Raw genomic sequence first — 23,483 nt, forward strand, 5'->3', positions numbered from 1 at the left:
GATGGTCAAGCAGTTTTTATCTGTTGCTTGTCATCTGGTTATTCCGCACGCACATAGGATGAATCACAAACAAATTATGTTTATTTAGTGCCAATATTTTGCCGCAACAGGGGAGTCGACCATCACATAATCTGCTCCGAGTTTTTTAGCCAATTCATAATCCTCGACTGAATTTATGCCAATAAGCAAGACTTTTGCTTCTTCGTTTTCCTTTTCCTTGAAGCACTCCATTGCGCGTTGGTTCCAAACTAATTGGGTGCGGGTCGTCCCTTTGCCTAGGGTAAAGCTCTCGACTACTTTTACATCACGTCTTAATTCAAAAGCATAATATTTTTTTGGATTACTAATGAATGACCCCTTATTTTTTTTGGTTATCACACATTTATCTGCCATAACGGCATTAGCCAGAATCTTACGGGTTTTATGACGTGATTCGAATTTATTAAAATATTTAGGGAGTGCATCGAGATATTTTCTTTCAGTAGAATAGAAAGTGAGCCTTTCAGGTGATATGATATTTTTGCGTAGTTCTATTATTGCATTTGCTATTATTTTCGGGTCAGCGTCGGGGGATTTTATATCAATAATAAATCTCACGTCAGGATAGCTTAAAAGTACCTGATGTAATGAAGGAATCTTGACTCCTCGCCCACGATAAACATATTGACCATCCTGATTAAAATAATAGGCTGCATCTAATAATCGCAACTCTTCTAACGTGTGCTCGGAAACAAGACCATTACCGTCAGTTAACTCGCTTAAATCTTTGGGACGATAGAGGACTGGAATACCGTCCTTGCTGAGTTGAACCGTGATCCAGATGATATTGGCCTCATTTGATAGTGACAAATCGATAGCATGTCGGGTATTTTCCGGGAAGTCGGCAGTGCCAGCACGATGAGCGACTATCAAGGGAGAAGCCAATGCATTTTGCAGATAAAATAGGAGTAATAATAAAATAAAAGAAATTTTCATATTGTCATGCCCCTGTGGTTTATATTTCAGAGTTGGAATGCTCTTTACGTTGTAACATGTGATTTTCAAGGGCAGCATAACCAATTAATAACAATTGGCTCTTATGATTTAATAGGGATACTTGTTATTTCATCTTAATGGATATCTGACGCTACGTTTGAAGTTAATCTGGAACGCCGCGGAAAATTCGAATAACTGTAAATCATTAACTATTAATGGAATATTTAATTTCATGCCTAAGAGAAGGTGGAACATGATCTAAACCAAAGTTTCAGAAAACGCCATCATAATATTTTAGGAAAATCCTCAGTTTAAATGTTGAACACACTCAATATTGAGTGAGCCATAAATGGCAGGTCGTCATAATTTCCATCAGGCGTGTGTATTCTTAAAGAAAGGTTTTTGTTATTTTGCTGTTCCTTTAAATAAGAGACTCCAATGATGGGGAGAGTTTTATGGCAACAGGCTAATTTTTGTAGATATTCCTGATGAAACTTCACACCCATCATATTTTTTTGTAGGCACTGACTGTCACCGAATACTTTCTTAAACAGAGTCCCAAGGTCGATAAATAGCGGAGTCGCGGCTATTTTTATCTGTTGTTTGAAAACGAAGGGATTTGGCAGGGAGGATAGCGCTGTTATTACGGCTTTCAGCAGATAACGAATCAGGGCGAGTGACATTGGCCATTCTCTGTCGCGTCAAATGAAAAAAGCCCATGAATCTCATGGGCTTTTCACTTTAATATGGCGGTGAGGGAGGGGTTCGAACCCTCGATACGCTTACGCGTATACACACTTTCCAGGCGTGCTCCTTCAGCCACTCAGACACCTCACCGTGTTACTTCTCTACTCTCATCAACCGCATTCACGTGGTCGACCGGCGTAATGTAGGCAAAAGTGTGCCCAGCGTCAACCTTCTTATGCATGCTTTGTTACTGTTTCGCGAAAGTTACCGCAGTTTGCTGATTTCATCGGCATTTCGTGCGAGTAGCACTTGCATCTGCGGGTTAATCGCGGAAGTCTATTCAGTACTTTCGTAAGGAGCTGGCAAGTAATGAATATTATTTTTTATCATCCATTCTTTGATGCAAAACAGTGGTTGTCAGGGCTACAGTCGCGCTTACCTACCGCGAATATTCGGCAATGGCGGCGTGGTGACACGCAACCTGCGGATTATGCGCTGGTTTGGCAGCCGCCTCAGGAAATGCTTGCCAGCTGTGTTGAACTGAAAGGGGTGTTTGCGTTGGGGGCAGGGGTAGACGCGATTTTGGATCAAGAGCGGCGTTATCCAGGGACATTACCTGCAGGAGTACCACTGATTCGGCTGGAAGATGCTGGAATGTCGTTACAGATGCAGGAATATGTTGTTGCTACAGTATTACGCTATTTTCGCCGCATGGACGAATATCAACTGCAACAACAACAGAAGCTGTGGCAACCCCTGGAGCCACATCAGCACGATAAATTCACGATAGGTATCCTTGGCGCTGGTGTGTTAGGAAAACGTGTTGCCCAAAAACTGATTGAGTTTGGTTTTACCGTTCGTTGTTGGAGCCGCACACTAAAGTGCATTGAGGGCGTCACCAGCTTTGCGGGTAAAGAAAAATTGCCTGCATTCATCCAAGGAACACAATTGCTGATTAACCTGTTGCCTAATACCCCAGAGACTGCCGGTATCCTTAATCAGTCACTCTTTTCACAATTGAATGCCAATGCTTATATCATCAATATTGCTCGGGGAGCGCATTTGTTAGAGCGGGATTTATTAGCGGCAATGAGTGCTGGTCAAATAGCCGCAGCTACGTTAGATGTGTTTGCTGAAGAGCCTTTGTCTTCGATGCATCCTTTCTGGAGCCATCCTCGGATTACTATTACCCCACATATTGCTGCTATCACTTTACCTGAAGTGGCAATGGACCAGGTGGTTGCCAATATCCAAGCCATCGAAGCGGGAAGGGAACCGGTTGGATTAGTTGATGTAGGACGGGGTTATTGATTTAAGCATTTCCACAGCTTGATGGGGTTAACAATTGCCGGCGAGGTTTTAGCGCTGCTGATGAGAAGAATTCCTGCTATCATTAGCGCACTATGCTTTGCCTGCAAAAAAGCTATCCCGCCTTAAAAGACTTTGTGGAGTAGTCATGTATCCTGTTGATTTACATATGCATACCATTGCCAGCACCCATGCTTACAGTACCCTGCACGATTATATCGCCGAAGCTAAGCTAAAAAATATCAAACTGTTCGCCATTACAGACCATGGCCCCGATATGGCTGATGCCCCCCATTATTGGCATTTTATGAACATGCAGGTATGGCCGAGGCTGGTTGATGGCGTAGGAATTTTGCGCGGTATCGAAGCAAATATTAAAAATTTGGCAGGTGACATCGACTGTACCGGCCCGATGCTTGATGCCATCGATTTGCTGATCGCCGGTTTCCATGAGCCGGTGTTCCCGCCGCAAGATAAAGCGGCCAATACCCAAGCGATGATAGCCACCATGGCGCAGGGAAATGTGCATATCATTAGCCATCCGGGGAATCCTAAGTATCCAATTGATATTAAAGCCATTGCCGAAGCTGCAGCACACTACAATGTTGCGTTGGAACTGAATAACTCATCATTTTCACACTCACGTAAAGGGAGCGAAGCGAATTGCCGGGCAATAGCTGAAGCCGTGCGGGATGCTGGCGGATGGCTAGCCTTGGGTTCGGATTCCCATATTGCTTATTCATTGGGGATTTTTGAGCATTGTGAGCGCATTATTGCTGAAGTGAATTTCCCGCAAGAGCGTATTTTGAATGTCAGCCCACGGCGCTTACTGAATTACCTCGAACAGCGTGGTCGCCCGCCAATACCTGAGTTAGCCGAGCTATAATTTTTTGTGACGTTGTCACAACTTTAATTTTAAAAAACAAGTTAAAAACACAGAATAAACAGGATGTTATAAATGAATGATTTTTCTCTGATGTGCCGCATCTTGGGTTCGCTTTTTTATCGGCCACCTCAAGACCCACTGTTGGAGCCTCTTTTCACCCTGATAAACCAAGGGAAATTGGAGCAGCATTGGCCGCTAGAACAAAGTGAGTTACTGGCGCGTTTGCAACAGGATTATCAGCCCGAAGTTCTGGCTGCTGACTATCATGCCCTGTTTGTGGGTGACGAACGCAGCGTATCACCTTACGGTTCCGATTATGAAGATGCTCGTCCAGAAACAGAGGTTAGAGCCTTTCTTCAGCAACGCGGTATGCCGCTAGGCGAGGGGCCAACTGACCACTTTGGCGGTTTATTACTTGCGGCTTCCTGGCTTGAAGATCAAGCTGCTGAAGATGAAATGGCGGCGCAAATTGAACTGTTTAACGACTATTTATTACCTTGGTGTGGACGTTTCCTTGGTAAAGTAGAAGCTCATGCCACCAGTGGTTTTTATCGCACTTTGGCACAGCTGAGCCGCGAGGCATTGCAAGCTATGTGGGATGAGTTGTCAGAAAGCAGTAATATGGAGGAGTAATCTCCTCCGTTAATCAATCTGAATTAAATACGCCGTGTCGGCTAGTCTGTCAGTGGGATGACTAATTGGCCCGGCTTCACTTCTAAACCTTTTGCCAGTTTTTTCGCCATGGCTTCTGCTTTACTCTTTTCGCCATCCAGGACATACGCGGGTTGCTGATCAAAATAAGATTTCAGTGACTGATTCAAATATGGCGTCAGTGCTTTCATCACTGAGTCCATTTTCTCTGGTTTAACCCTGTAGTCAGTCAATTCCATATCTTTTAGAAAGATAGCGCCTTTTTCGCGATCAAATGTTGGCTGAGCCTTTAAGGTTAATGTCATATCAGCAGTTTGTGGGCCAAGAATAGACGAAATATCCACTTTGGCATTGCCTGTTAATGTGACTTTGCCGGGTTCAGCACGACCAATCTGACTTTGCAATTGTGTCAAGGTGATATGTGCATCAACCAGCCCTGGAATACCAATCTGTTTTTCATAGTTATTATGTTTTTGCAGATAATCATTAACTTCTTGTTCGCTCAGCGTGTACTGAGTCAGTTGGTTGCAACCGACCAGAGTCGCAGTCACCACCAGCGCCGCCGCGCCCCACATCAATTTATTCATTAAAGCCTCGTAACAATATGTGCAACAACATTAAACAAAATGAATTTGCCTAATAGTAACCGGTTAATTTGCTGTTTTGTATTATTTACCGCATTTGTTCAACGGCGGTTTGGATTAGGGAATAGTGCGGCAGAGTTTACTTATTGCCAATCAGATAACCCTGAATCCAATATCGGGTGGGGTAATAGGAAGGCTCGCCGGAGAAGGCCGCTCCGACGAGTGACTGGCTAGCTACCACTCAACATGGCTGATTCAATACGGCGCTGATTGAATTGCCAATACAGCCCAATAAGTGTCATTAAACCAATGACGCCGAGCAAGAACCAGGGTAATTCCGGCATTTCCAATGTTCGGCCAGTATCATACATCCAACCTCCTCCGGTATAGCCTAATGCACCACCCAGCGCCAGCCCAAGGCGGCTAAAGCCCATATAGCTGCCACGTGCTCGTGAGTCGGCCAATGAAGCCCCCAGCGTTTCCCGTGCCGGCTCGGCAATAATGGAGCCTATATAGAAGAAGCAAATAAACATAAACAAAGTTTGCAGATGGGTAATCAGGCCAACAGGGAACAAACTTAACGTCATTATCAGCAAGCCGAACATTAAACGCTGTTCAAGGCGAAAACGTTTCTCACTCCAACGTGCAATCGGGTACAGCAATGTCAGTGAGATCGCCGCTTCAATGGCATACATCCATTTGACGGCGGCAGGTGAACCGGCAATTTCATTGACCACGATCGGCAGCATTAGCATGACCTGCACCGACAGCATGTAATAACCGGTCAATGTTAGTACATAGGTGACAAAACGGCGGTCACGCAGCACCCGCATTAAGCCTTCTTTCATTGGCGCGCGCACCGTCGATATTCGATAAGCCGGTAGCAGCCACAGGTTCCAGCCGGCGGCCAATATAAAGATAAACGCACCTGTCCAGCAGACAAAATGGAAATCATATTGCAGTAACCAGCTGCCTATCAGTGCGCCGATAACCGCGCCAGCGCTGTCTTGCATCATCAACAGGGAGTAGAAACGACCACGTTCATGAGGGCGGGTTAACTTGATAACCAAAGCGGTACGCGGAGGATCAAATAGGGTTCCCCCCAAGCCAGAGAGTGCGCAGGCCAACAATAATATCCAGGGTTCATCTGCCATCGCCATAAACGCGAAGCCCGCAGCGCGCATCAGCATGCCGGTGACTATCATGGGCTTAGCACCAAAACGGTCAGCGATAGCACCGCCGAAGATCCCTAGCCCTTGCTGAACCAACTGCCTTAATCCCAAAGCCAGGCCAACCAGCACCGCAGCCCAACCCAATTGATCGACAAATCGGATAGAAATAAGTGGGAAAACGACGAAAAAGCCCAATACAACTAATAAGTTATCAAGCAATAAAAAGTACTTACCCAAGCTACGAGCTTGCGATACCAAGGCCATGCTTCACCGTCAGAAATCAAAAAAGAGGAAATAGAAAATACGTTCATACCCTAAATAATTCGAGTTGCAGGAAAGCGGCCAATGCGCATGCAGCTTGAAGTATGACGGGGATATAGTTTGTACCCAAATTGTCAGAAACGATAGGGGCTAGATTGATAATATTTTTTATCGTCAATACGTTACCCCATAGACAATTTCATAATAAAATGCTTCTTTGGCTCTTTAGTTGCGTAATTTTGCTGTATTTATGGGAATAAAGAGTGCAGTTGCAGTTTTACCTGGCATCCAGACAACAGGTATATTGAATAAAAGAATTGCTGCTAAATTAAGTACAGCGCATAGCCCAAGGGGAGCAGATGTTCGGCTATCATTCAGCAACACCTAAAATACGCCTTACAACAGACCGTATGTCATTACGGCTGGTTAATGAGCGTGATGCTTATCGCATGGCGGAGTATTACGCCGAAAATCAGGCGTTTCTCAAACCATGGGAGCCGGTGCGCGATCAAAGTCACTGCATGCCATCAGGGTGGCAGGCGAGGCTAGGAATGATTATGGAGCTGCAAAAACAGGGCAGCGCTTACTATTTTATTTTGTTAGATCCAGAAGAAAAAGAAGTCCGTGGGGTGGCGAATTTTAGCAATGTGCTGCGGGGTTCTTTTCATGCCTGTTTTCTCGGTTATTCATTAGGTGAACGCTGGCAGGGCCAGGGTCTGATGTTTGAAGCTCTGCAACCCTTGATTCGTTATATGCAGCGGCAAGAACGAATGCACCGCATCATGGCTAACTATATGCCGCATAATCATCGCAGTGGCAATTTGCTTGAACGCCTTGGATTTGAACGCGAAGGCTACGCCAAAGATTACTTACTGATTGACGGTCAATGGCGCGATCATGTGCTGACGGCTTTGACTAACCAAGAATGGACGCCAACTCGTTGAGGTCAGGATGAAACACAGTTTAAATGCACAAGAAGCCAGAGTCATTGGCTGTTTGCTGGAGAAACAAGTGACAACGCCGGAGCAATATCCGATGTCACTCAATGGCGTGACAATTGCCTGTAATCAGAAAACCAACCGTGAACCGGTGATGGAGTTATCTGAGTCAGAAGTGCAACAAACGCTCGATTTCTTGTTAAAAAAACACCTTATCCGCACCCAAAGTGGCAATCGGGTGATGAAGTATGAGCACCGTTTTTGCAATTCTGAATTTGGCAATCTTAAGTTTTCTCCTGCCGAGTTTGCTGTCGTTACCACATTATTATTGCGCGGCGCACAGACCCCAGGGGAATTGCGCACTCGCACCAGCCGCCTGTATGAGTTTGCAGATGTTGCTGAAACCGAACAGGTTCTGACTCAGTTGTCCTTACGCGAAGACGGGCCATTTGTGGTGCGATTAGCGCGAGAACCGGGGAAACGAGAGAGCCGCTTTATGCATCTATTCAGTGGCGATATTGCGCCAACCACTTCGGCAGAAGAAAGTGTGCCAGAGGGGAACAGTGCCCTTGAAGCCCGAGTCGCTCAGCTTGAGCAGCAGGTTATTGCACTGACTCGCCGCTTAGACGAAGTGTTGATACAGCTGGACGATTAATTGAATAAGGATGCTATGAAACAGCTTAGTGTTGATAAAAAACTGCGTGTTGGCATTGTGGGTCTTGGTGGTATTGCGCAAAAAGCCTATTTGCCCATTTTGACTCAAGCGCAAGACTGGCAATTGGTGGGGGCATTTTCCCCCAATCAAGTCAAAGCGCAGCCGGTATGCGACAGCTACCGCATGCGTTATTTCTCTCGGTTGGATACATTAGCCGCCGAATGTGATGCCATATTTGTTCACAGTAGTACCGCCAGCCATTTCCAGGTGGTGAGTGAGCTATTACAGGCCGGTATTCATGTTTATGTTGATAAGCCCTTGGCCGAAACGTTGGAGCAATCTGAGCAATTGATAGCTCTGGCGGCAAAGCAAAAATTAGCGTTAATGGTGGGCTTTAATCGCCGTTTCGCACCATTGTATCAGCAACTTAAGCAGCAAATGATTCACCCGGCGTCCCTGCGTATGGAGAAGCACCGGCAGAACAGTATTGGGCCAAAAGATGCCCGTTTTACTTTGCTTGATGATTATCTGCATGTCGTAGATACCGTGCTGTGGCTTGGCGGCGATGCAGCAAAACTCATCACTGGCAGGGTGCAAACAAATACACTCGGGCAGATGTTGTATGCTGAACACCATTTTCAAGCCGGTCAGTGTCTAATGACCACCAGTATGCACCGCCATGCAGGAACTCAGCGCGAAAGTGTGCAAGCCGTTAGTCCGGGCACCTGCTATCAGATTACTGACATGCGCCAGTGGCAGCAGGAGTCCGAGGGGCAAGTGATTAACTTACCCACACCAGGTTGGCAAACGACGTTGGAACAAAGAGGGTTTAGCGGTGCTGTTCATCACTTTATTAGCGCGGTTAGTAACCAAACAGCGCCACAAGTCTCAGGCGAAGAGGCCATCCTCGCGCAACGAATGATAGAAATTCTGTTACAACAGCAAGTAGCGGAATAACCTGCCAGTGCTGGTACACTCCCAAGTTCATCTCAATTGTGATGAACCGATACTCTAAATAATTCGAGTTGCAGCGGCCTCGCAGAAGCGAGACCGTGGGGCGGGCCGAGTAATGACCGCAGCCAACACATATGCAACTTGGAGTATGACGAGTATACATTGGGTAGAGGCCGCGCCTGCTGACAGCAGGAATTGATATTTATGGCATATTTTAAAAAACAGATCGGAAAACAGATCAGAAAAACCTATGAATCTATTGAAATCACTGGCAGCCGTCAGTTCTATGACCATGTTTTCCCGTGTATTGGGTTTTGCTCGTGATGCGATTGTCGCGCGGGTTTTTGGCGCAGGAATGGCAACGGACGCCTTTTTTGTGGCCTTTAAATTGCCAAATTTATTACGGCGCATCTTCGCTGAAGGGGCATTCTCACAGGCTTTCGTGCCGATTTTGGCTGAATATAAGAGTCAGCAAGGTGAGGAAGCAACACGGACATTCGTGGCGTATGTCTCCGGCTTATTAACGCTGATTTTGGCGGTGGTCACGGTATTAGGGATGCTGGCTGCACCTTGGGTCATTTTTATTACTGCGCCTGGGTTCACCGACACACCAGACAAATTCGCATTAACTTCAGCATTACTTCGGGTGACTTTCCCTTATATCTTACTGATTTCATTAGCTTCACTGGTAGGGGCAATTCTTAATACCTGGAACCGTTTTTCTATTCCGGCTTTTGCTCCGACCTTTCTGAATATCAGCATGATAGGCTTTGCACTCTTCGCCGCACCTTATTTTAACCCGCCGATTATGGCGCTGGCTTGGGCGGTGGTGGTCGGTGGGGTATTGCAGTTGGGCTATCAGCTCCCTCATTTGAAAAAAATAGGGATGCTAGTGTTACCTCGGTTGTCATTGCGTGATGCCGGTGTTTGGCGGGTGATGCGCCAAATGGGGCCTGCGATCCTTGGGGTGTCAGTGAGTCAAATCTCCTTGATTATCAATACTATTTTTGCATCATTCCTGGTCTCAGGTTCAGTGTCATGGATGTATTATGCTGACCGCTTAATGGAATTCCCCTCTGGGGTGCTGGGCGTGGCCTTGGGCACTATTTTATTGCCTTCGCTAGCAAAATGTTTCTCCAGTGGTAACCATGATGAATACTCTAAACTGATGGATTGGGGCCTGCGCCTCTGTTTCTTACTGGCATTGCCCAGCGCAGTGGCCTTGGGAATTCTAGCCAAGCCACTGGTGGTTTCATTATTCCAATACGGGAAATTCAGCGCTTTCGATGCACTGATGACACAACGTGCGCTGGTGGCTTATTCCGTTGGATTAATGGGCCTCATTGTGGTGAAAGTGCTGGCTCCCGGTTTTTACTCACGTCAGAACATTAAAACCCCAGTCAAAATTGCTATTATTACACTGATAATAACCCAAGTTATGAACCTGATTTTCATCGGGCCGCTTAAGCATGCTGGTTTATCACTGTCGATTGGTTTGGGAGCTTGTCTGAACGCCAGCTTGTTATATTGGCAATTACGCAAGCAGCAAATTTTCCACCCGCAACCGGGTTGGGCGGTGTTCCTGACTAAGTTAGTGATTGGTGTGGTGGTGATGTCCGTGGTGTTGCTGGGATTATTGTGGGTGATGCCTGCCTGGGATGTCGGCGGCATGGCTTATCGCCTGCTACGGCTTTCTGCTGTTGTTATTGCGGGGGTTATTGCCTACTTTGCAGCACTCGCCTTACTGGGCTTTAAATTGCGCGATTTTGCCCGTAGAACCAATGGATGATTCAGTCATCTTTTTTATCGCTCAGTGACTGACGGGGCGACTACGACGAAAGGCCCGATGGGGCCTTTCGTATTTTATCGCGATAAAAAGCTACATGCGTTCAACAGTTTGAATACCTAAGGTATCCAGACCTTGCTTCAGGGTTTTGGCTGTCAACATCGCCAATTTTAGGCGGCTCTGACGGCTCTCTTCGCTTTCAGCATTCAGGATCTGGCAATGTTCATAGAAGCTGGAGAACAAACCAGCCAGATCATACAGATAAGAGCACATCACATGCGGCGTCCCTTCACGGGCGACAGTGGTGATGACCTCTTCAAACTGTAACAAACGGGTCGCCAGCGCGGCTTCACGGTCTTCTGTAATCACTAACGGCAAGGTCAGACTGCTTTCATCAATACCGGCACGTTTAAAGACTGAAACCACTCGGGTATAAGCATATTGCATGTAAGGCGCGGTATTGCCATCCAATGCCAGCATGTTATCCCAGTCGAAAATATAGTCAGTGGTGCGGCTTTTGGACAAATCTGCATATTTCACGGCACCAATACCGACGGCGTTAACCACTTGCTTGAGTTCGTCCGCGGGCATATCTGGGTTTTTCTCGGCAATCAGTTTACCTGCTCGCTCGATAGCTTCATCCAGTAAATCAGAGAGTTTCACCGTGCCGCCGGAGCGGGTTTTAAATGGCTTACCATCTTTGCCCAGCATCATGCCAAACATATGGTGCTCTAGTGGCACAGACTCTGGCACATAACCGGCTTTGCGCACGATAGTCCAGGCCTGCATCAGATGTTGGTGCTGACGGCTATCGATGTAATACAACACGCGGTCTGCGCCCAATGTTTCGTAACGGTATTTGGCACAGGCGATGTCGGTGGTGGTGTAGAGGTAGCCGCCATCCTTTTTCTGGATAATGACGCCCATAGGTTCGCCATCTTTATTTTTGTATTCATCCAGATACACAACGGTTGCACCCTCACTTTCTACTGCCAGCCCTTTGGCTTTCAGATCAGCCACGATACCCGGCAACATCGAGTTATACAGGCTTTCACCCATCACATCGTTTTTGGTCAGTGTGACATTCAGGCGGTCATAAGCAATCTGGTTTTGCGCCATGGTGATATCCACCAATTTACGCCACATCTGACGGCAATATTCGTCACCGCTTTGCAGTTTCACCACATAAGCGCGGGCGCGTTGGGCAAACTCTTCGTCTTCATCATAGGTTTTTTTGGCTTGCTGGTAGAAAAGCTCCAAATCCGATAAGCCCATATCACTGGCATTCTCGTTTTGCATTTTTTCCAAGTAAGCAATCAGCATACCGAACTGGGTGCCCCAGTCGCCGACGTGGTTGGCGCGAATAACATGGTGGCCTAAGAACTCTAAAGTCCGCGCCGCTGCATCACCGATGATGGTCGAACGCAGGTGGCCGACGTGCATCTGCTTGGCCACATTAGGAGCCGAGTAGTCAATCACGATAGTTTGGGGTTCAACCGGCTGCACGCCCAATTTCGGGGCTTTCAGTGCCTCTTCAACTTTGCTGGCGACCCATTGCCTGTCAAGAAAAATATTGATAAAACCGGGGCCAGCAATTTCAACTTTGCTGGCAATGCCGTCAAGGCTGAGCTGCTCAATGACTTTTTCTGCCAGTTGTCGGGGCTGCATGCCAAGTTTTTTGGCAACGGCCATGACGCCATTAGCTTGATAATCGCCAAATTGCGCTTTAGCAGATTGGCGAACCTGAGGTTCGCTCCCTGCTGGAGCACCTGCTGCAATCAGCGCCTGGCTGACTTTATCTGAGAGAAGAGCCTGAATATTCACCGGGTTACCTTAATTACGCACAAAAGAATCTCTGTATCAGTTCATTCAAACACAGCCAGGATCTTTGACGACAAAATGGCTGGTGACGGGAAAACTGACAGAGTGAAGTCACAATATGGCAAGATTTATATCATATTTGGCTATCGACGTCAGGTGGTTGCGACCAATCTCGCTGGCAAATAAATCAACTGGCGATTTTATTAGCAATGACGGTGGCGGTGCCACAAACCTGCTAGATTAATTATGGCTGATTAGCTGTAATAACTGTAGATTATGTCCGCTTTAATACGCGGAATAACCGTTTAACCGGAGAATAAATGAGCAGCCTGAGAAGCATCGTTGAATTATCGGACTTATTAACAGACTTGCCGCGCTTTGAACAAAAATTGGTTATTTTCGCGGCTAAATTAAATCTGGATTTGACACAATTCAGCGCTGACCATATTTCATTGCGTTGTTATCAAACAGAAACGGCACAACGCTGGCGTCGTGGTTTACAACAATGTGGCCATTTGATGTCCGAGACACAAATTAATGGTCGGCCAATTTGCCTGTTCGATTTAACCCAACCATTGACTGTTGGGCCATGGAAAATAGATTGTGTCGAATTGCCCTATCCGGGGAAAAAACATTATCCACATGAAGGATGGGAGCATGTGGAGCTGGTTCTGTCCGGCGACTCACAAAGCTTGATGCAGCGCGCCCGTGCGCTATTACCGGCCACCTTGCCCGATGGAGTGACTATCAAGTTCAGCTCTCCACAAGGGGAGCATGAGCGGTTAGCCAATCCGACATTGGCGGTGAGTGATGGCGAGGTAACCATTAAGTTTCACCCCTATACTCTGCGGCAAATTATAGATAGCGAGCGCCATGGCTAACGTATATGGGTTATTTATTTCAATACCGACTATCACTTATGGTTATCACTGTGACTGACATCTACTTGTAGATTCAAAATGAGTGCCATAGTGAATGCTTTAGCCTGCTTGATTAAATTTTGTTTTAGCTTGAGATCATTATTTGGCATTTTATTTATTCAATAGCAGAATTATTAAATTACCACTTATATTCCTAGAAATAATTAGGGTATGACTGCCGCAGTGGCATCCGTCAAACGGGGGAAGAGAATGACTACATTGGAAATATGTTGCTATAGCGTCGATTGCGCACAAATAGCAGAAAAGGCAGGAGCCGACCGGATTGAATTATGCTGCGGTCAGTCCGAGGGAGGGCTAACGCCGAGTATCGGTGCATTAATGCAGGTCAGAGAGACGGTCACCATCCCGGTGCATCCGATTGTCCGGCCACGTGGCGGCGATTTTTGCTACAGTCATAATGATTTTGCCACCATTAAGAATGATATTGCGCGCATTCGTGATATGGGTTTTGCCGGTGTGGTGGTGGGCATTCTGGATGTTGACGGCCACATAGATTTGCCGCGAATGAGAGAAATTATGTCCATCAGTGGCTCACTGGCCGTCACTTTCCATCGTGCATTTGATATGTGTCAGAACCCAATGATTGCCTTGCAGCAATTATCGGATCTGAATGTGGCGCGGATTTTAACCTCAGGCCAGCAGCAGAATGCTGAGTTAGGGTTGGCGTTATTGTCAAATTTGGTTCTGGCCACTCAGAATCAAGGGCCGATTATCATGGCTGGAGCCGGTGTTCGCACCGCCAACATACAAAAATTTATTGATATTGGCATCCGCGAACTGCACAGTTCTGCCGGCAGAACGGTGCCTTCAACCATGAAATACCGCAAAGCGGGCGTCACCATGTGTGCAGACAGTGATGTTGATGAATTTGCTCATTATTGTGTAGATGGTGAAGTGGTCAAAGACATGAAGAATTTGTTGGAGATGATGCGCGTGCCGTTGTCTCAACCCGCTTAGTATTTAGGTACCTAAATAGTTTTTATGTACCTACAGTGATGAAGCTGTCAGAGCCCCGGCCAATCAGGCCGGGGTTTTTTTATGGCTTACGGGCGATTAAGACCGCTCTGAGTGGGGCAGGGTAACCTTCGACGGTTTTAGTGGGATCATTGGGGTCGAGGAATTCAGCTAATGACTCGCTGGTCATCCAATCTGTACGGCGCTGTTCATCGGTGGTGGTCACCGCCATATCGGCGATTCTGACATCGACAAAACCGCATTTTTCCAACCAAGCTTTTAGGGCCGGGGCTGACGGGATAAAGTACACATTCCGCATCTGAGCATAACGATCACCGGGCACCAATACTTGCTGGCTATCACCTTCGACCACTAAAGTCTCAAGCACCAGCTCCCCCTCACTGACCAACTGATTTTTAAGCTGATAAAGGTGGTCCAGCGGCGAGCGACGATGATACAACACACCCATGGAAAATACGGTATCAAAGGCCGCCAATTCCGGCAATTGTTCAATACCCAGCGGCAAGACATGGGTACGTTGGTCGCCGCCCAGCAATTTGCGAATGGCTTCAAACTGACATAAAAACAGCTGCATTGGGTCGATACCCACGGCCAAATGAGCACCTTCGCCAATCATGCGCCATAAGTGATATCCGCTACCGCACCCGACATCCAGAATAGTGCGGCCCGCCAGTGGGCTAATGTGCGGCAATACCCGCTGCCATTTCCAGTCGGAACGCCATTCGGTGTCAATATCTAACCCATACAATGAGAATGGGCCTTTGCGCCAAGGCATCAGCGCGCGCAACATGTTTTCCATCCCCTCACGCTGGCCAGCTGAAATCGGTGGCGACATTTCTGCTCGCACACCTTCGCGCAAATCCAGTGAGGTCGGGGTGAGCTGCGGCAAGTGCTCAACGGCGTTAAACCAAGTTTTAAACTTGCCGTGTAATGACTCGCGCTGCCAGGCACTGAGCTGGGCGGGCAGGGTATCTAACCATGGACTCAGCGGGCCTTTGGCAATCAGCCGGTAAAAATCGCCAAATTCAATCATTGAGCCTCTCCCGCTTTCAGGGCAATTAATGAACCAAAATTAAAACATTGGAACCAGACTTCTGCGTGTTCGAAACCGGCTTGGTGCAGACGGTTTTTATGGGTTTCAACTGAATCCGTCAGCATGACATTCTCCAGCATGCTGCGTTTTTGGCTAATTTCCAGTTCGCTGTAACCATTCGCGCGTTTAAAATCGTGGTGCATGTTGAACAATAACTCGCCAATATCGTTATCTTCAAAGTTGAATTTCTCAGATAGCACCAAAGCACCACCTGGGCGTAGCCCTTGGTATACCTGATTGAGCAGCCGCTGGCGATCTGCTGGCTCAAGGAATTGCAGAGTAAAGTTAAGCACCACCATTGAGGCATTTTCGAGCTGAATATCCAAAATATCGGATTCCACCACTTCCACCGGTGTTTCGGCGCGGAAAGCATCGATATGACGGCGGCAACGCTCGACCATCGCCGGTGAGTTATCCACCGCAATAATTTTGCAGCCTTCAGCTTTAATATTACGGCGCATTGACAGTGTAGCCGCCCCCAGCGAGCAGCCGAGATCGTAAATCTGGCTATTGGGCTGCACAAAACGCTCCGCCAACATACCTATCATTGAGATGATATTGGAATAGCCAGGCACCGATCGGCTTATCATATCAGGGAAGACTTCAGCGACCTTTTCGTCGAAAGTCCAGTCACCTAACTGGGCGATAGGGGCAGCAAACAAGCTATCACGCTGTGGCGCTGCTGGCCCAGACTGATGCTGCGCATCGTTTAAAGATTGAGTGTCGCGTTTTGGCATGGCTGTCATTAGCATTAAGTAAGGAATGAAAGGAACAAGAAATTTAAGGCGCATATTATAACAGAAAACAGAACAGATGAGCGGGATAAAGCGCGAGTGAATAGCAGATAGCTGAGGGGGCACGAAGGCGGCAGTTAGCCGCCCGAACAAACAAGGTTCCGGCCATCGGGCTGTTGGAACCGATAAGGCAACACCAACGGGCTGATTAGGTCAGACTGAAAATCTGGTCCCAAGGCAAATAATAAATATTCGCAATAATCATCAAAATCAAAGAAACATAGGTGGCACTCATTCCAGAGCGACGCCAGCGAATTTCGCGATGACGTAAACCATAATAATGTAGCAGGCGGCCAACTATCAGCATTAATCCACAGATATGAAGCATCCATGTCTCAGCGCCGTTCATTTCCATCATAATGAGTAAAATGACAGCAATAGGGATGTATTCTACGGCGTTGCCATGCACGCGGATGGCAGTTTGTAATTCATAAAACCCACCATCGCCGTAAGCGACTCGGTACTGATGTCTCAATTTAACCACATCAAATGAAAGCTTGATCAATAACAGTGCGCCCAACACAACATAAAGCGAGCTAACCATTTTCAACTCCATTGCCCAACCATAGACTGGCTCAATGATGATAACCGCCTACCGGGCTACTGTCGCTAGAAAAATGGCGGGAATCACATTTCTTGATACTCGGTTTAGTGTTGGGAAAGATGCACTTGCGAAAAATTGATAGACATTACTTGCTGATGGTAATGCATTCGGCTGAAAAATGTACAAACAGACCTAAAACAGAGTATTTTGCTCTGGCCAGTCAGGAGCAGGGGGTAAAGTGGTAATGACGGTGGCTAATTGTTGCCAAATCTTTTGCGCCTGCTGGGGGGAGTCACTGTTATCTGGCGTATGAATGAAAACATAGGGTTGATATTGCTGTTCCCACAGTGGCAGTTTTTGTAGCCAAGGCGCAAATAGCGCTAAATTATCATCTAATTGATCGCCACCAATAAAGCGCACTAATGGTTGATGGCCGGTGACGATAGCATGTACCGGCAGGCGCGGTTTCTTGCTTTGTGCATCCCGAATGGCTTCTGTGTGGGGTTTGGCTGCATGAATAGGGCGGCTATCGAGCATCACTCGGTTAACTGCTCGCTGGTGTAAACCCTGATTGAGTGCGCGTTCTGCATCCCCTTTGGCAAAAAATTCTGGGTGGCGAACTTCCACGCCATAATGGAAACCTGCGGGTAATTTATCGAGAAATTGCCATAAACGGCTTAGCTCATTTGGTCCGAAAGCTGCGGGCAACTGTAACCATAATTGGCCAATACGGCCATGCAGGGGAGAAAGGCATTGGTAAAAAGCTTGTAGCTCTTTATCGCAATCGCGCAGGGCCGCCTGATGGCTGATTGTCGCGGGGAATTTAAAACAAAAACGGAAGCTTTCGGGCGTCATATCGCGCCAGCGTTGCACAATCTCCAGCCGTGGCAATGCATAAAAAGTGGTGTTCCCTTCAACACAGTTAAAGTAGCGGCTATAATCCGCCAAGTCCTTGATACCCAGCCGGTTCCAGGTTGGGTGGTGCCATTGCGGCAGTCCAATATACAAATATCCTTCCTACTTGACGTTGCCGCGTTGTTAGCGGCAGAGAGTTTATAACGTTATGCACCCAGCGCCGCAATAATTTCCGTGCTGCTGCGTACGCGGGAGATACGCGGGAAGATTTTTTCAACCGCAAACTGCTGCATTTCACTGCTGGCGGTGCTGCAACCATCTTCGGCGATGACTAGTTCATAACCGTGTTCCCAGGCGGCGCGGGCGGTGGATTCGACACCAATATTGGTGGCAATTCCCGCTAACACGATAGTTTTGATCCCACGGCGACGCAGTTGTAAATCCAAATCGGTGCCGTAAAACGCGCCCCATTGATGTTTCACCACTTTAATGTCGCTCTCTGTGACCGCGAGTTCCTCAGGGAAAGTCCACCACGACTCAGGTAAACCACCGGCTGGGCTTGGACTTGGCTGGTCGACCGGTTGTTTCAGTGCTTCAGCAAATGAATCTGACCAACCTACGCGCACGAAAACCACTGGGGCACCGAGCTGACGAAATCGTTCTGCCAGGCGAGCATTGGTCGCGATAACTTGTTCGGCACTGTAAGGGCCTTTGGCGTAGGGTAAGATCCCCTGCTGCAAATCAATCAATACCAGCGCGGTGTTTTTTGCATCAAGTTTCATGGTGTTATGCCTCGATATCATTGGGGGAAATTCCGAGTGACAGACTTAATCTGCTGACCAGTTTATGCCAACATATGTTATCGGGTAGCCCCGGTGAGGGGATAATTTTGTTAAATGATGTGTGAAAACAGCGTTGAAAGAGATTTTGTCGTGCCTGAGCGGTACGTTCGCTCTTATCTATGCCATGAATTTCCTTTATAATGACTCACTTTTTTCAACACTTTTTAATCCAGAATACCTAAGAAAACAGCCGCACGGACAGTGCATAACGCGTGCGGCATCGGCTGAGTAAAAGGATATCGTATGCGTACTGAGTATTGCGGGCAGTTGAATCTGTCCCATGTAGGCCAAGAAGTGACACTTTGTGGTTGGGTTAACCGTCGTCGTGATCTCGGTGGCCTGATTTTTATTGATATGCGCGACCGTGAAGGCATTGTTCAGGTATTCTTCGATCCCGATCATAAAGCCGCTTACGAACAAGCTTCTGAACTGCGTAATGAGTTCTGTATCCAGATTACTGGTACCGTGCGTGCGCGTCCTGACAGCCAAATCAATAAAGATATGTCTACCGGCGAAGTGGAAATTTTCGCCAATACATTGAATATTATTAACCGCTCAGAGCCGTTGCCACTGGACTCTAATCAGACCAACAGTGAAGAGCAGCGCCTGAAATATCGCTATCTGGATCTGCGTCGCCCTGAGATGGCCGACCGCCTGAAAACTCGCGCAAAAATTACCAGCTTTGTCCGTCGCTTTATGGACAGCCATGGTTTCCTTGATATTGAAACCCCGATGCTGACCAAAGCAACGCCAGAAGGCGCTCGTGATTATTTAGTGCCAAGCCGCGTACATAAAGGCAAATTCTATGCATTGCCACAGTCACCGCAGCTGTTCAAACAACTGCTGATGATGTCTGGTTTTGACCGCTATTATCAGATTGTAAAATGTTTCCGCGATGAAGATTTACGTGCTGACCGTCAGCCAGAATTTACCCAGATAGATGTTGAAACCTCTTTCATGACCGCCGATCAAGTGCGCGAAGTGATGGAGAAACTGGTGCGCGAATTGTGGCAGGAAACCAAAGGTGTGGATCTGGGTGATTTCCCAGTAATGACCTTTGCTGAAGCTATGCGCCGTTACGGCTCTGATAAACCAGACTTGCGTAATCCAATGGAATTAGTGGATGTTGCGGATCTGGTGAAAGAGGTTGAATTTAAAGTCTTCTCTGGCCCGGCCAATGATGCCAAAGGCCGCGTTGCTGCCTTGCGTGTACCGGGTGGCGCACAGGTAACGCGTAAGCAAATTGATGAATACGGTCAGTTTGTCGGCATCTATGGCGCGAAAGGTTTGGCATGGTTAAAAGTCAATGACCGCGCGGCGGGCGTTGAGGGTGTACAAAGCCCAATCGCAAAATTCCTTAGTGCAGAAGTGTTGGAAGCTATTTTGGCCCGTACTCAGGCTGAAAGCGGCGATATTCTGTTCTTCGGGGCTGACAGCTACAAAATTGTGACTGATGCCATGGGGGCATTGCGCCTGAAAGTGGGCCGCGATTTGGCATTGACCAAGTTGGGGACATGGGCACCGCTGTGGGTTGTAGACTTCCCAATGTTCGAAGATGACAGCGAAGGTGGTCTGACTGCAATGCACCATCCGTTCACTGCGCCGAAAGACATGAGTCCTGAACAGCTAGCCGCGGCACCGACTAACGCCATCGCCAATGCTTACGATATGGTGATCAATGGTTACGAAGTTGGTGGTGGTTCCGTGCGTATCCACCGCACTGAAATGCAGCAGCAAGTGTTTGGTATTCTGGGTATTAATGAACACGAACAGCGCGAGAAGTTTGGCTTCCTGCTGGATGCATTGAAATACGGCACACCGCCACATGCGGGCCTGGCTTTTGGTCTGGATCGCTTGGTTATGCTGTTGACCGGTACTGATAATATCCGCGATGTTATTGCTTTCCCGAAAACCACGGCGGCCGCTTGTCTGATGACTGACGCGCCAAGCTTTGCTAATCCTGCTTCACTGCAAGAGCTGTCTATCAGCGTTGTGGCGAAGAAAGGAGCAACGGATAGCGCGGAAGACGAGAGTCAGTAATGAATTATATATACCCAATAGATTTCAAGATGCAGGAAGGCGGCAAGCAAGAGAATCCCGATGAGCTTATACCGATAAGTGATTCGGATGATTGAGCGCAGCCAACACACCTGCAGTTTGAAAGATGACGGGTATAAACGCCCCGAATCAATACTGGCGGTCATCTACGCCAGAAAAAGTGGTCGGGTGTTGATGCTGCAACGGCGTGATGATCCTGATTTTTGGCAGTCGGTCACCGGCAGCCTGGAAGGTGATGAAACTCCGTTGCAAACTGCACAGCGTGAAGTAAAGGAAGAAGTCGGCATTGATATACTGGGTGAAAATCTGGAGCTGTTCGACTGCCAGCGCTGTGTGGAATTTGAACTCTTTGTGCATTTGCGCCGTCGCTATGCGCCGGGTGTTACACATAATAAAGAACATTGGTTCTGTGTGGCGTTACCCGAAGAGCGAGATGTGGTGATTACCGAACATCTTGCTTACCAGTGGTTAGATGCTGCGGATGCCGCGGCATTGACTAAGTCCTGGAGCAATCAGCAAGCGATTGAAGAGTACGTTCTTTATTCAGTCTAATTAGGCTATTTTGGAGAGACTTATGGCAGGTCATAGTAAATGGGCCAACACAAAACACCGCAAAGCGGCACAGGATGCCAAGCGCGGTAAAATTTTCACTAAAATTATCCGTGAGCTGGTAACAGCAGCCCGTCTGGGCGGTGGTGACCCCGGTGCTAACCCGCGTTTGCGTGCGGCTATCGATAAAGCGTTGTCGAATAACATGACGCGCGACACTCTGAACCGCGCCATTGCCCGTGGTGTGGGCGGTGATGACGATAACAACATGGAAACCATCATTTACGAAGGCTATGGCCCAGGCGGCACTGCCGTGATGGTTGAATGCCTAAGTGATAATCGTAACCGTACCGTATCTGAAGTTCGCCATGCATTCACCAAAACCGGTGGTAATTTGGGGACGGATGGTTCTGTTTCTTATCTATTCACCAAAAAAGGTGTTATTTCATACGCACCGGGTTTAGAAGAAGATGCGGTGATGGATGCGGCACTGGAAGCTGGTGCTGATGATATCGTGGTCTATGATGACGGTGCTATTGATGTCTTTACCGCTTGGGAATCTCTCGGGGCGGTGAAAGATGCACTGGATGCCACGGGTTTAGTCGCCGAAGGCGCTGAAGTTTCTCTTATCCCATCAACTAAAGCTGATTTAGATGCAGAAACTGCACCAAAACTGCTGCGCTTGATTGATATGCTGGAAGATTCGGATGATGTGCAAGAGGTTTACCATAACGGTGAAATCTCTGATGAAGTGGCAGCAACCCTGTAATTCAGTGTGATTTTAGGTCTATTGCCGCTTGAAATATGACGGGTATAACACTGGCCGCGTTTTGTGGCCAGTGTCATTAGAAGCACTAAACAAGGTGAATAAACTGGTATGGCGATCGTATTAGGCATCGATCCCGGTTCTCGTGTCACCGGTTATGGCGTAATTCGCCAACAAGGTCGCCAGCTTACTTATCTGGGTAGCGGCTGTATTCGCACTGTCGTTGACGATATGCCGACTCGCCTGAAGTTAATTTATGCAGGTGTCACTGAAATTATCACCCAGTTTCAACCCGACTTTTTTGCTATCGAACAAGTGTTTATGGCGAAGAACCCGGATTCAGCGTTAAAGCTGGGTCAGGCGCGTGGGGCGGCGATTGTCGCGGCGGTAAACCTGAATTTGCCGGTTTCCGAATATGCGGCTCGGCAAGTTAAACAGACTGTGGTCGGCACCGGAGCGGCAGAAAAAAGCCAGGTTCAGCACATGGTGCGCTCACTGTTGAAACTCCCTGCGAACCCTCAGGCTGATGCCGCCGATGCATTGGCCATTGCTATAACCCATTGTCATCTTAGCCAAAATACCCTGCGATTGGGTAATGACCAAATGGTGTTGGCTCGTGGCAGGCTCCGTTGACTGGTATTTTAATGCGAGCAGGTTAACTGTTACTGTAGGCTGGATATCCATCCAGCATTTTTTATGCTATAAACAGGCATTATGTTTATACCCGAATGTGGGTAAACGAGGAGAAAGTCAACGTGATAGGGCGCCTCAGAGGTATCATTCTGGAAAAACAGCCCCCCTTGGTGCTGCTGGAAACAAACGGCGTTGGCTATGAAGTCCAACTGCCAATGACCTGTTTTTATGAGCTGCCAGAATTGGGGCAGGAAGCCATTATCTTTACCCAGTTTGTGGTGCGCGAAGATGCCCAACTGCTGTACGGCTTCAATGATAAGCAAGAGCGGGCGCTGTTTCGTGAGTTGATAAAAGTGAATGGTGTGGGGCCAAAACTGGCACTGGCCATTCTCTCCGGCATGTCAGCACAACAGTTTGTGGCGGCGGTTGAACGGGAAGATATCACCACTCTGGTGAAATTACCGGGTGTCGGCAAGAAGACAGCTGAGCGCTTGGTTGTTGAAATGAAAGACCGCTTTAAAGGTCTCAATGGTGACTTGTTCAATAATACCGGTGATATTCAGTTACCTGCCAGTAGTTCGTCACAAATCTCTGATGCCGATATCGAAGCAGAAGCCGCTTCTGCGCTGGTGGCTTTAGGTTATAAACCCCAAGAAGCTAGCCGTTTAGTGAGCAAAATTGCTAAACCGGGCGCTGATTGTGAAACCCTGATCCGTGATGCTTTGCGTGCCGCGTTATAGAATGAATAGGGTTTT

General features: G+C 47.7%; 24 protein-coding genes and 1 tRNA gene. 14 read left to right on the top strand and 11 right to left on the bottom strand.

Going from position 1 to position 23,483, the window contains the following annotated elements:
* Positions 1-84: 84 nt before the first annotated feature.
* From OP863_RS09010 to OP863_RS09020, 3 genes are all read right to left on the bottom strand, one after another.
* Positions 85-975, bottom strand: a complete 891-nt coding sequence (locus tag OP863_RS09010) for a glycerophosphodiester phosphodiesterase family protein (protein WP_265526145.1) — start codon at positions 973-975, stop codon at positions 85-87.
* A gap of 311 nt (positions 976-1,286) precedes the next feature.
* Positions 1,287-1,658 (bottom strand): hypothetical protein, encoded by a 372-nt coding sequence (locus tag OP863_RS09015; protein ID WP_038633428.1) that lies wholly within the window; start codon positions 1,656-1,658, stop codon positions 1,287-1,289.
* Between the two features lie 64 nt (positions 1,659-1,722).
* Positions 1,723-1,812: transfer RNA gene (locus OP863_RS09020), tRNA-Ser, on the bottom strand.
* A gap of 219 nt (positions 1,813-2,031) precedes the next feature.
* Here OP863_RS09020 and ghrA point away from each other — a divergent pair.
* From ghrA to OP863_RS09035, 3 genes are all read left to right on the top strand, one after another.
* Positions 2,032-2,973 (top strand): glyoxylate/hydroxypyruvate reductase GhrA, encoded by a 942-nt coding sequence (gene ghrA, locus OP863_RS09025; protein ID WP_265526147.1) that lies wholly within the window; start codon positions 2,032-2,034, stop codon positions 2,971-2,973.
* Positions 2,974-3,118: 145 nt separating this feature from the next.
* Positions 3,119-3,856, top strand: coding sequence for a phosphatase (locus OP863_RS09030; protein ID WP_145589064.1), 738 nt, complete (start codon positions 3,119-3,121; stop codon positions 3,854-3,856).
* Positions 3,857-3,928: 72 nt separating this feature from the next.
* Positions 3,929-4,489 (top strand): TorD/DmsD family molecular chaperone, encoded by a 561-nt coding sequence (locus OP863_RS09035; RefSeq protein WP_038633419.1) that lies wholly within the window; start codon positions 3,929-3,931, stop codon positions 4,487-4,489.
* A gap of 41 nt (positions 4,490-4,530) precedes the next feature.
* Here the strand turns inward: OP863_RS09035 and OP863_RS09040 are convergent, their stop codons facing one another.
* Positions 4,531-5,094: a lipoprotein gene (locus tag OP863_RS09040; RefSeq protein WP_038633416.1), complete on the bottom strand. Its 564-nt coding sequence runs from the start codon at positions 5,092-5,094 to the stop codon at positions 4,531-4,533.
* Positions 5,095-5,321: 227 nt separating this feature from the next.
* Positions 5,322-6,527, bottom strand: a complete 1,206-nt coding sequence (gene mdtH / locus OP863_RS09045) for a multidrug efflux MFS transporter MdtH (RefSeq protein ID WP_038633413.1) — start codon at positions 6,525-6,527, stop codon at positions 5,322-5,324.
* A gap of 356 nt (positions 6,528-6,883) precedes the next feature.
* On the opposite strand from mdtH, the gene rimJ reads away from it, so the two are divergent.
* The 4 genes from rimJ (at position 6,884) to murJ (ending at position 10,860) form a co-directional block, all read left to right on the top strand.
* A complete protein-coding gene (gene rimJ, locus OP863_RS09050; protein WP_032819891.1) occupies positions 6,884-7,468 on the top strand; it encodes a ribosomal protein S5-alanine N-acetyltransferase in 585 nt (194 codons plus the stop codon).
* A 7-nt stretch (positions 7,469-7,475) separates the two neighbouring features.
* A complete protein-coding gene (locus OP863_RS09055; RefSeq protein ID WP_265526148.1) occupies positions 7,476-8,117 on the top strand; it encodes a YceH family protein in 642 nt (213 codons plus the stop codon).
* Positions 8,118-8,132: 15 nt separating this feature from the next.
* Complete coding sequence (locus OP863_RS09060) at positions 8,133-9,074, top strand: Gfo/Idh/MocA family protein (RefSeq protein WP_265526149.1); 942 nt, start codon at positions 8,133-8,135, stop codon at positions 9,072-9,074.
* A 247-nt stretch (positions 9,075-9,321) separates the two neighbouring features.
* Entirely contained in the window at positions 9,322-10,860 is a 1,539-nt protein-coding gene (murJ, locus tag OP863_RS09065; protein ID WP_038633403.1) for a murein biosynthesis integral membrane protein MurJ, read from the top strand.
* A 90-nt stretch (positions 10,861-10,950) separates the two neighbouring features.
* Here the strand turns inward: murJ and argS are convergent, their stop codons facing one another.
* Positions 10,951-12,681, bottom strand: a complete 1,731-nt coding sequence (argS, locus tag OP863_RS09070; RefSeq protein WP_145591671.1) for an arginine--tRNA ligase — start codon at positions 12,679-12,681, stop codon at positions 10,951-10,953.
* Between the two features lie 317 nt (positions 12,682-12,998).
* Between argS and OP863_RS09075 the strand changes: the two genes are divergently transcribed.
* Both OP863_RS09075 and cutC read left to right on the top strand, forming a co-directional pair.
* Positions 12,999-13,559, top strand: a complete 561-nt coding sequence (locus OP863_RS09075; RefSeq protein ID WP_265526150.1) for a VOC family protein — start codon at positions 12,999-13,001, stop codon at positions 13,557-13,559.
* 249 nt (positions 13,560-13,808) lie between these two features.
* Positions 13,809-14,576 (top strand): copper homeostasis protein CutC, encoded by a 768-nt coding sequence (cutC, locus tag OP863_RS09080; protein ID WP_038633397.1) that lies wholly within the window; start codon positions 13,809-13,811, stop codon positions 14,574-14,576.
* Between the two features lie 79 nt (positions 14,577-14,655).
* Here the strand turns inward: cutC and cmoB are convergent, their stop codons facing one another.
* The 5 genes from cmoB to OP863_RS09105 form a co-directional block, all read right to left on the bottom strand.
* Complete coding sequence (gene cmoB / locus OP863_RS09085) at positions 14,656-15,627, bottom strand: tRNA 5-methoxyuridine(34)/uridine 5-oxyacetic acid(34) synthase CmoB (RefSeq protein ID WP_265526152.1); 972 nt, start codon at positions 15,625-15,627, stop codon at positions 14,656-14,658.
* Complete coding sequence (cmoA, locus tag OP863_RS09090) at positions 15,624-16,424, bottom strand: carboxy-S-adenosyl-L-methionine synthase CmoA (RefSeq protein WP_038633391.1); 801 nt, start codon at positions 16,422-16,424, stop codon at positions 15,624-15,626. The genes cmoB and cmoA overlap by 4 nt, the downstream gene beginning before the upstream one ends.
* 205 nt (positions 16,425-16,629) lie before the next feature.
* Positions 16,630-17,025: an MAPEG family protein gene (locus tag OP863_RS09095; RefSeq protein WP_038633388.1), complete on the bottom strand. Its 396-nt coding sequence runs from the start codon at positions 17,023-17,025 to the stop codon at positions 16,630-16,632.
* A 192-nt stretch (positions 17,026-17,217) separates the two neighbouring features.
* Positions 17,218-18,033 (bottom strand): DUF72 domain-containing protein, encoded by an 816-nt coding sequence (locus OP863_RS09100; protein ID WP_038633385.1) that lies wholly within the window; start codon positions 18,031-18,033, stop codon positions 17,218-17,220.
* A 53-nt stretch (positions 18,034-18,086) separates the two neighbouring features.
* On the bottom strand, positions 18,087-18,662 hold the full coding sequence (locus OP863_RS09105; protein WP_145589059.1) for a hydrolase: 576 nt from the start codon (positions 18,660-18,662) through the stop codon (positions 18,087-18,089).
* Positions 18,663-18,965: 303 nt separating this feature from the next.
* On the opposite strand from OP863_RS09105, the gene aspS reads away from it, so the two are divergent.
* From aspS to ruvA, 5 genes are all read left to right on the top strand, one after another.
* A complete protein-coding gene (gene aspS / locus OP863_RS09110; protein WP_038633379.1) occupies positions 18,966-20,762 on the top strand; it encodes an aspartate--tRNA ligase in 1,797 nt (598 codons plus the stop codon).
* An 87-nt stretch (positions 20,763-20,849) separates the two neighbouring features.
* Positions 20,850-21,332, top strand: coding sequence for a dihydroneopterin triphosphate diphosphatase (nudB, locus tag OP863_RS09115; RefSeq protein WP_042562364.1), 483 nt, complete (start codon positions 20,850-20,852; stop codon positions 21,330-21,332).
* Between the two features lie 22 nt (positions 21,333-21,354).
* Complete coding sequence (locus OP863_RS09120; RefSeq protein ID WP_038633376.1) at positions 21,355-22,098, top strand: YebC/PmpR family DNA-binding transcriptional regulator; 744 nt, start codon at positions 21,355-21,357, stop codon at positions 22,096-22,098.
* Positions 22,099-22,206: 108 nt separating this feature from the next.
* Positions 22,207-22,728: a crossover junction endodeoxyribonuclease RuvC gene (ruvC, locus tag OP863_RS09125; protein ID WP_004390700.1), complete on the top strand. Its 522-nt coding sequence runs from the start codon at positions 22,207-22,209 to the stop codon at positions 22,726-22,728.
* Between the two features lie 122 nt (positions 22,729-22,850).
* Positions 22,851-23,468, top strand: a complete 618-nt coding sequence (gene ruvA, locus OP863_RS09130) for a Holliday junction branch migration protein RuvA (RefSeq protein ID WP_038633373.1) — start codon at positions 22,851-22,853, stop codon at positions 23,466-23,468.
* Positions 23,469-23,483 lie beyond the last annotated feature (15 nt).

This window comes from Yersinia sp. SCPM-O-B-9106 (C-191) (genome assembly GCF_026183365.1).
Classification (GTDB): domain Bacteria; phylum Pseudomonadota; class Gammaproteobacteria; order Enterobacterales; family Enterobacteriaceae; genus Yersinia; species Yersinia rochesterensis.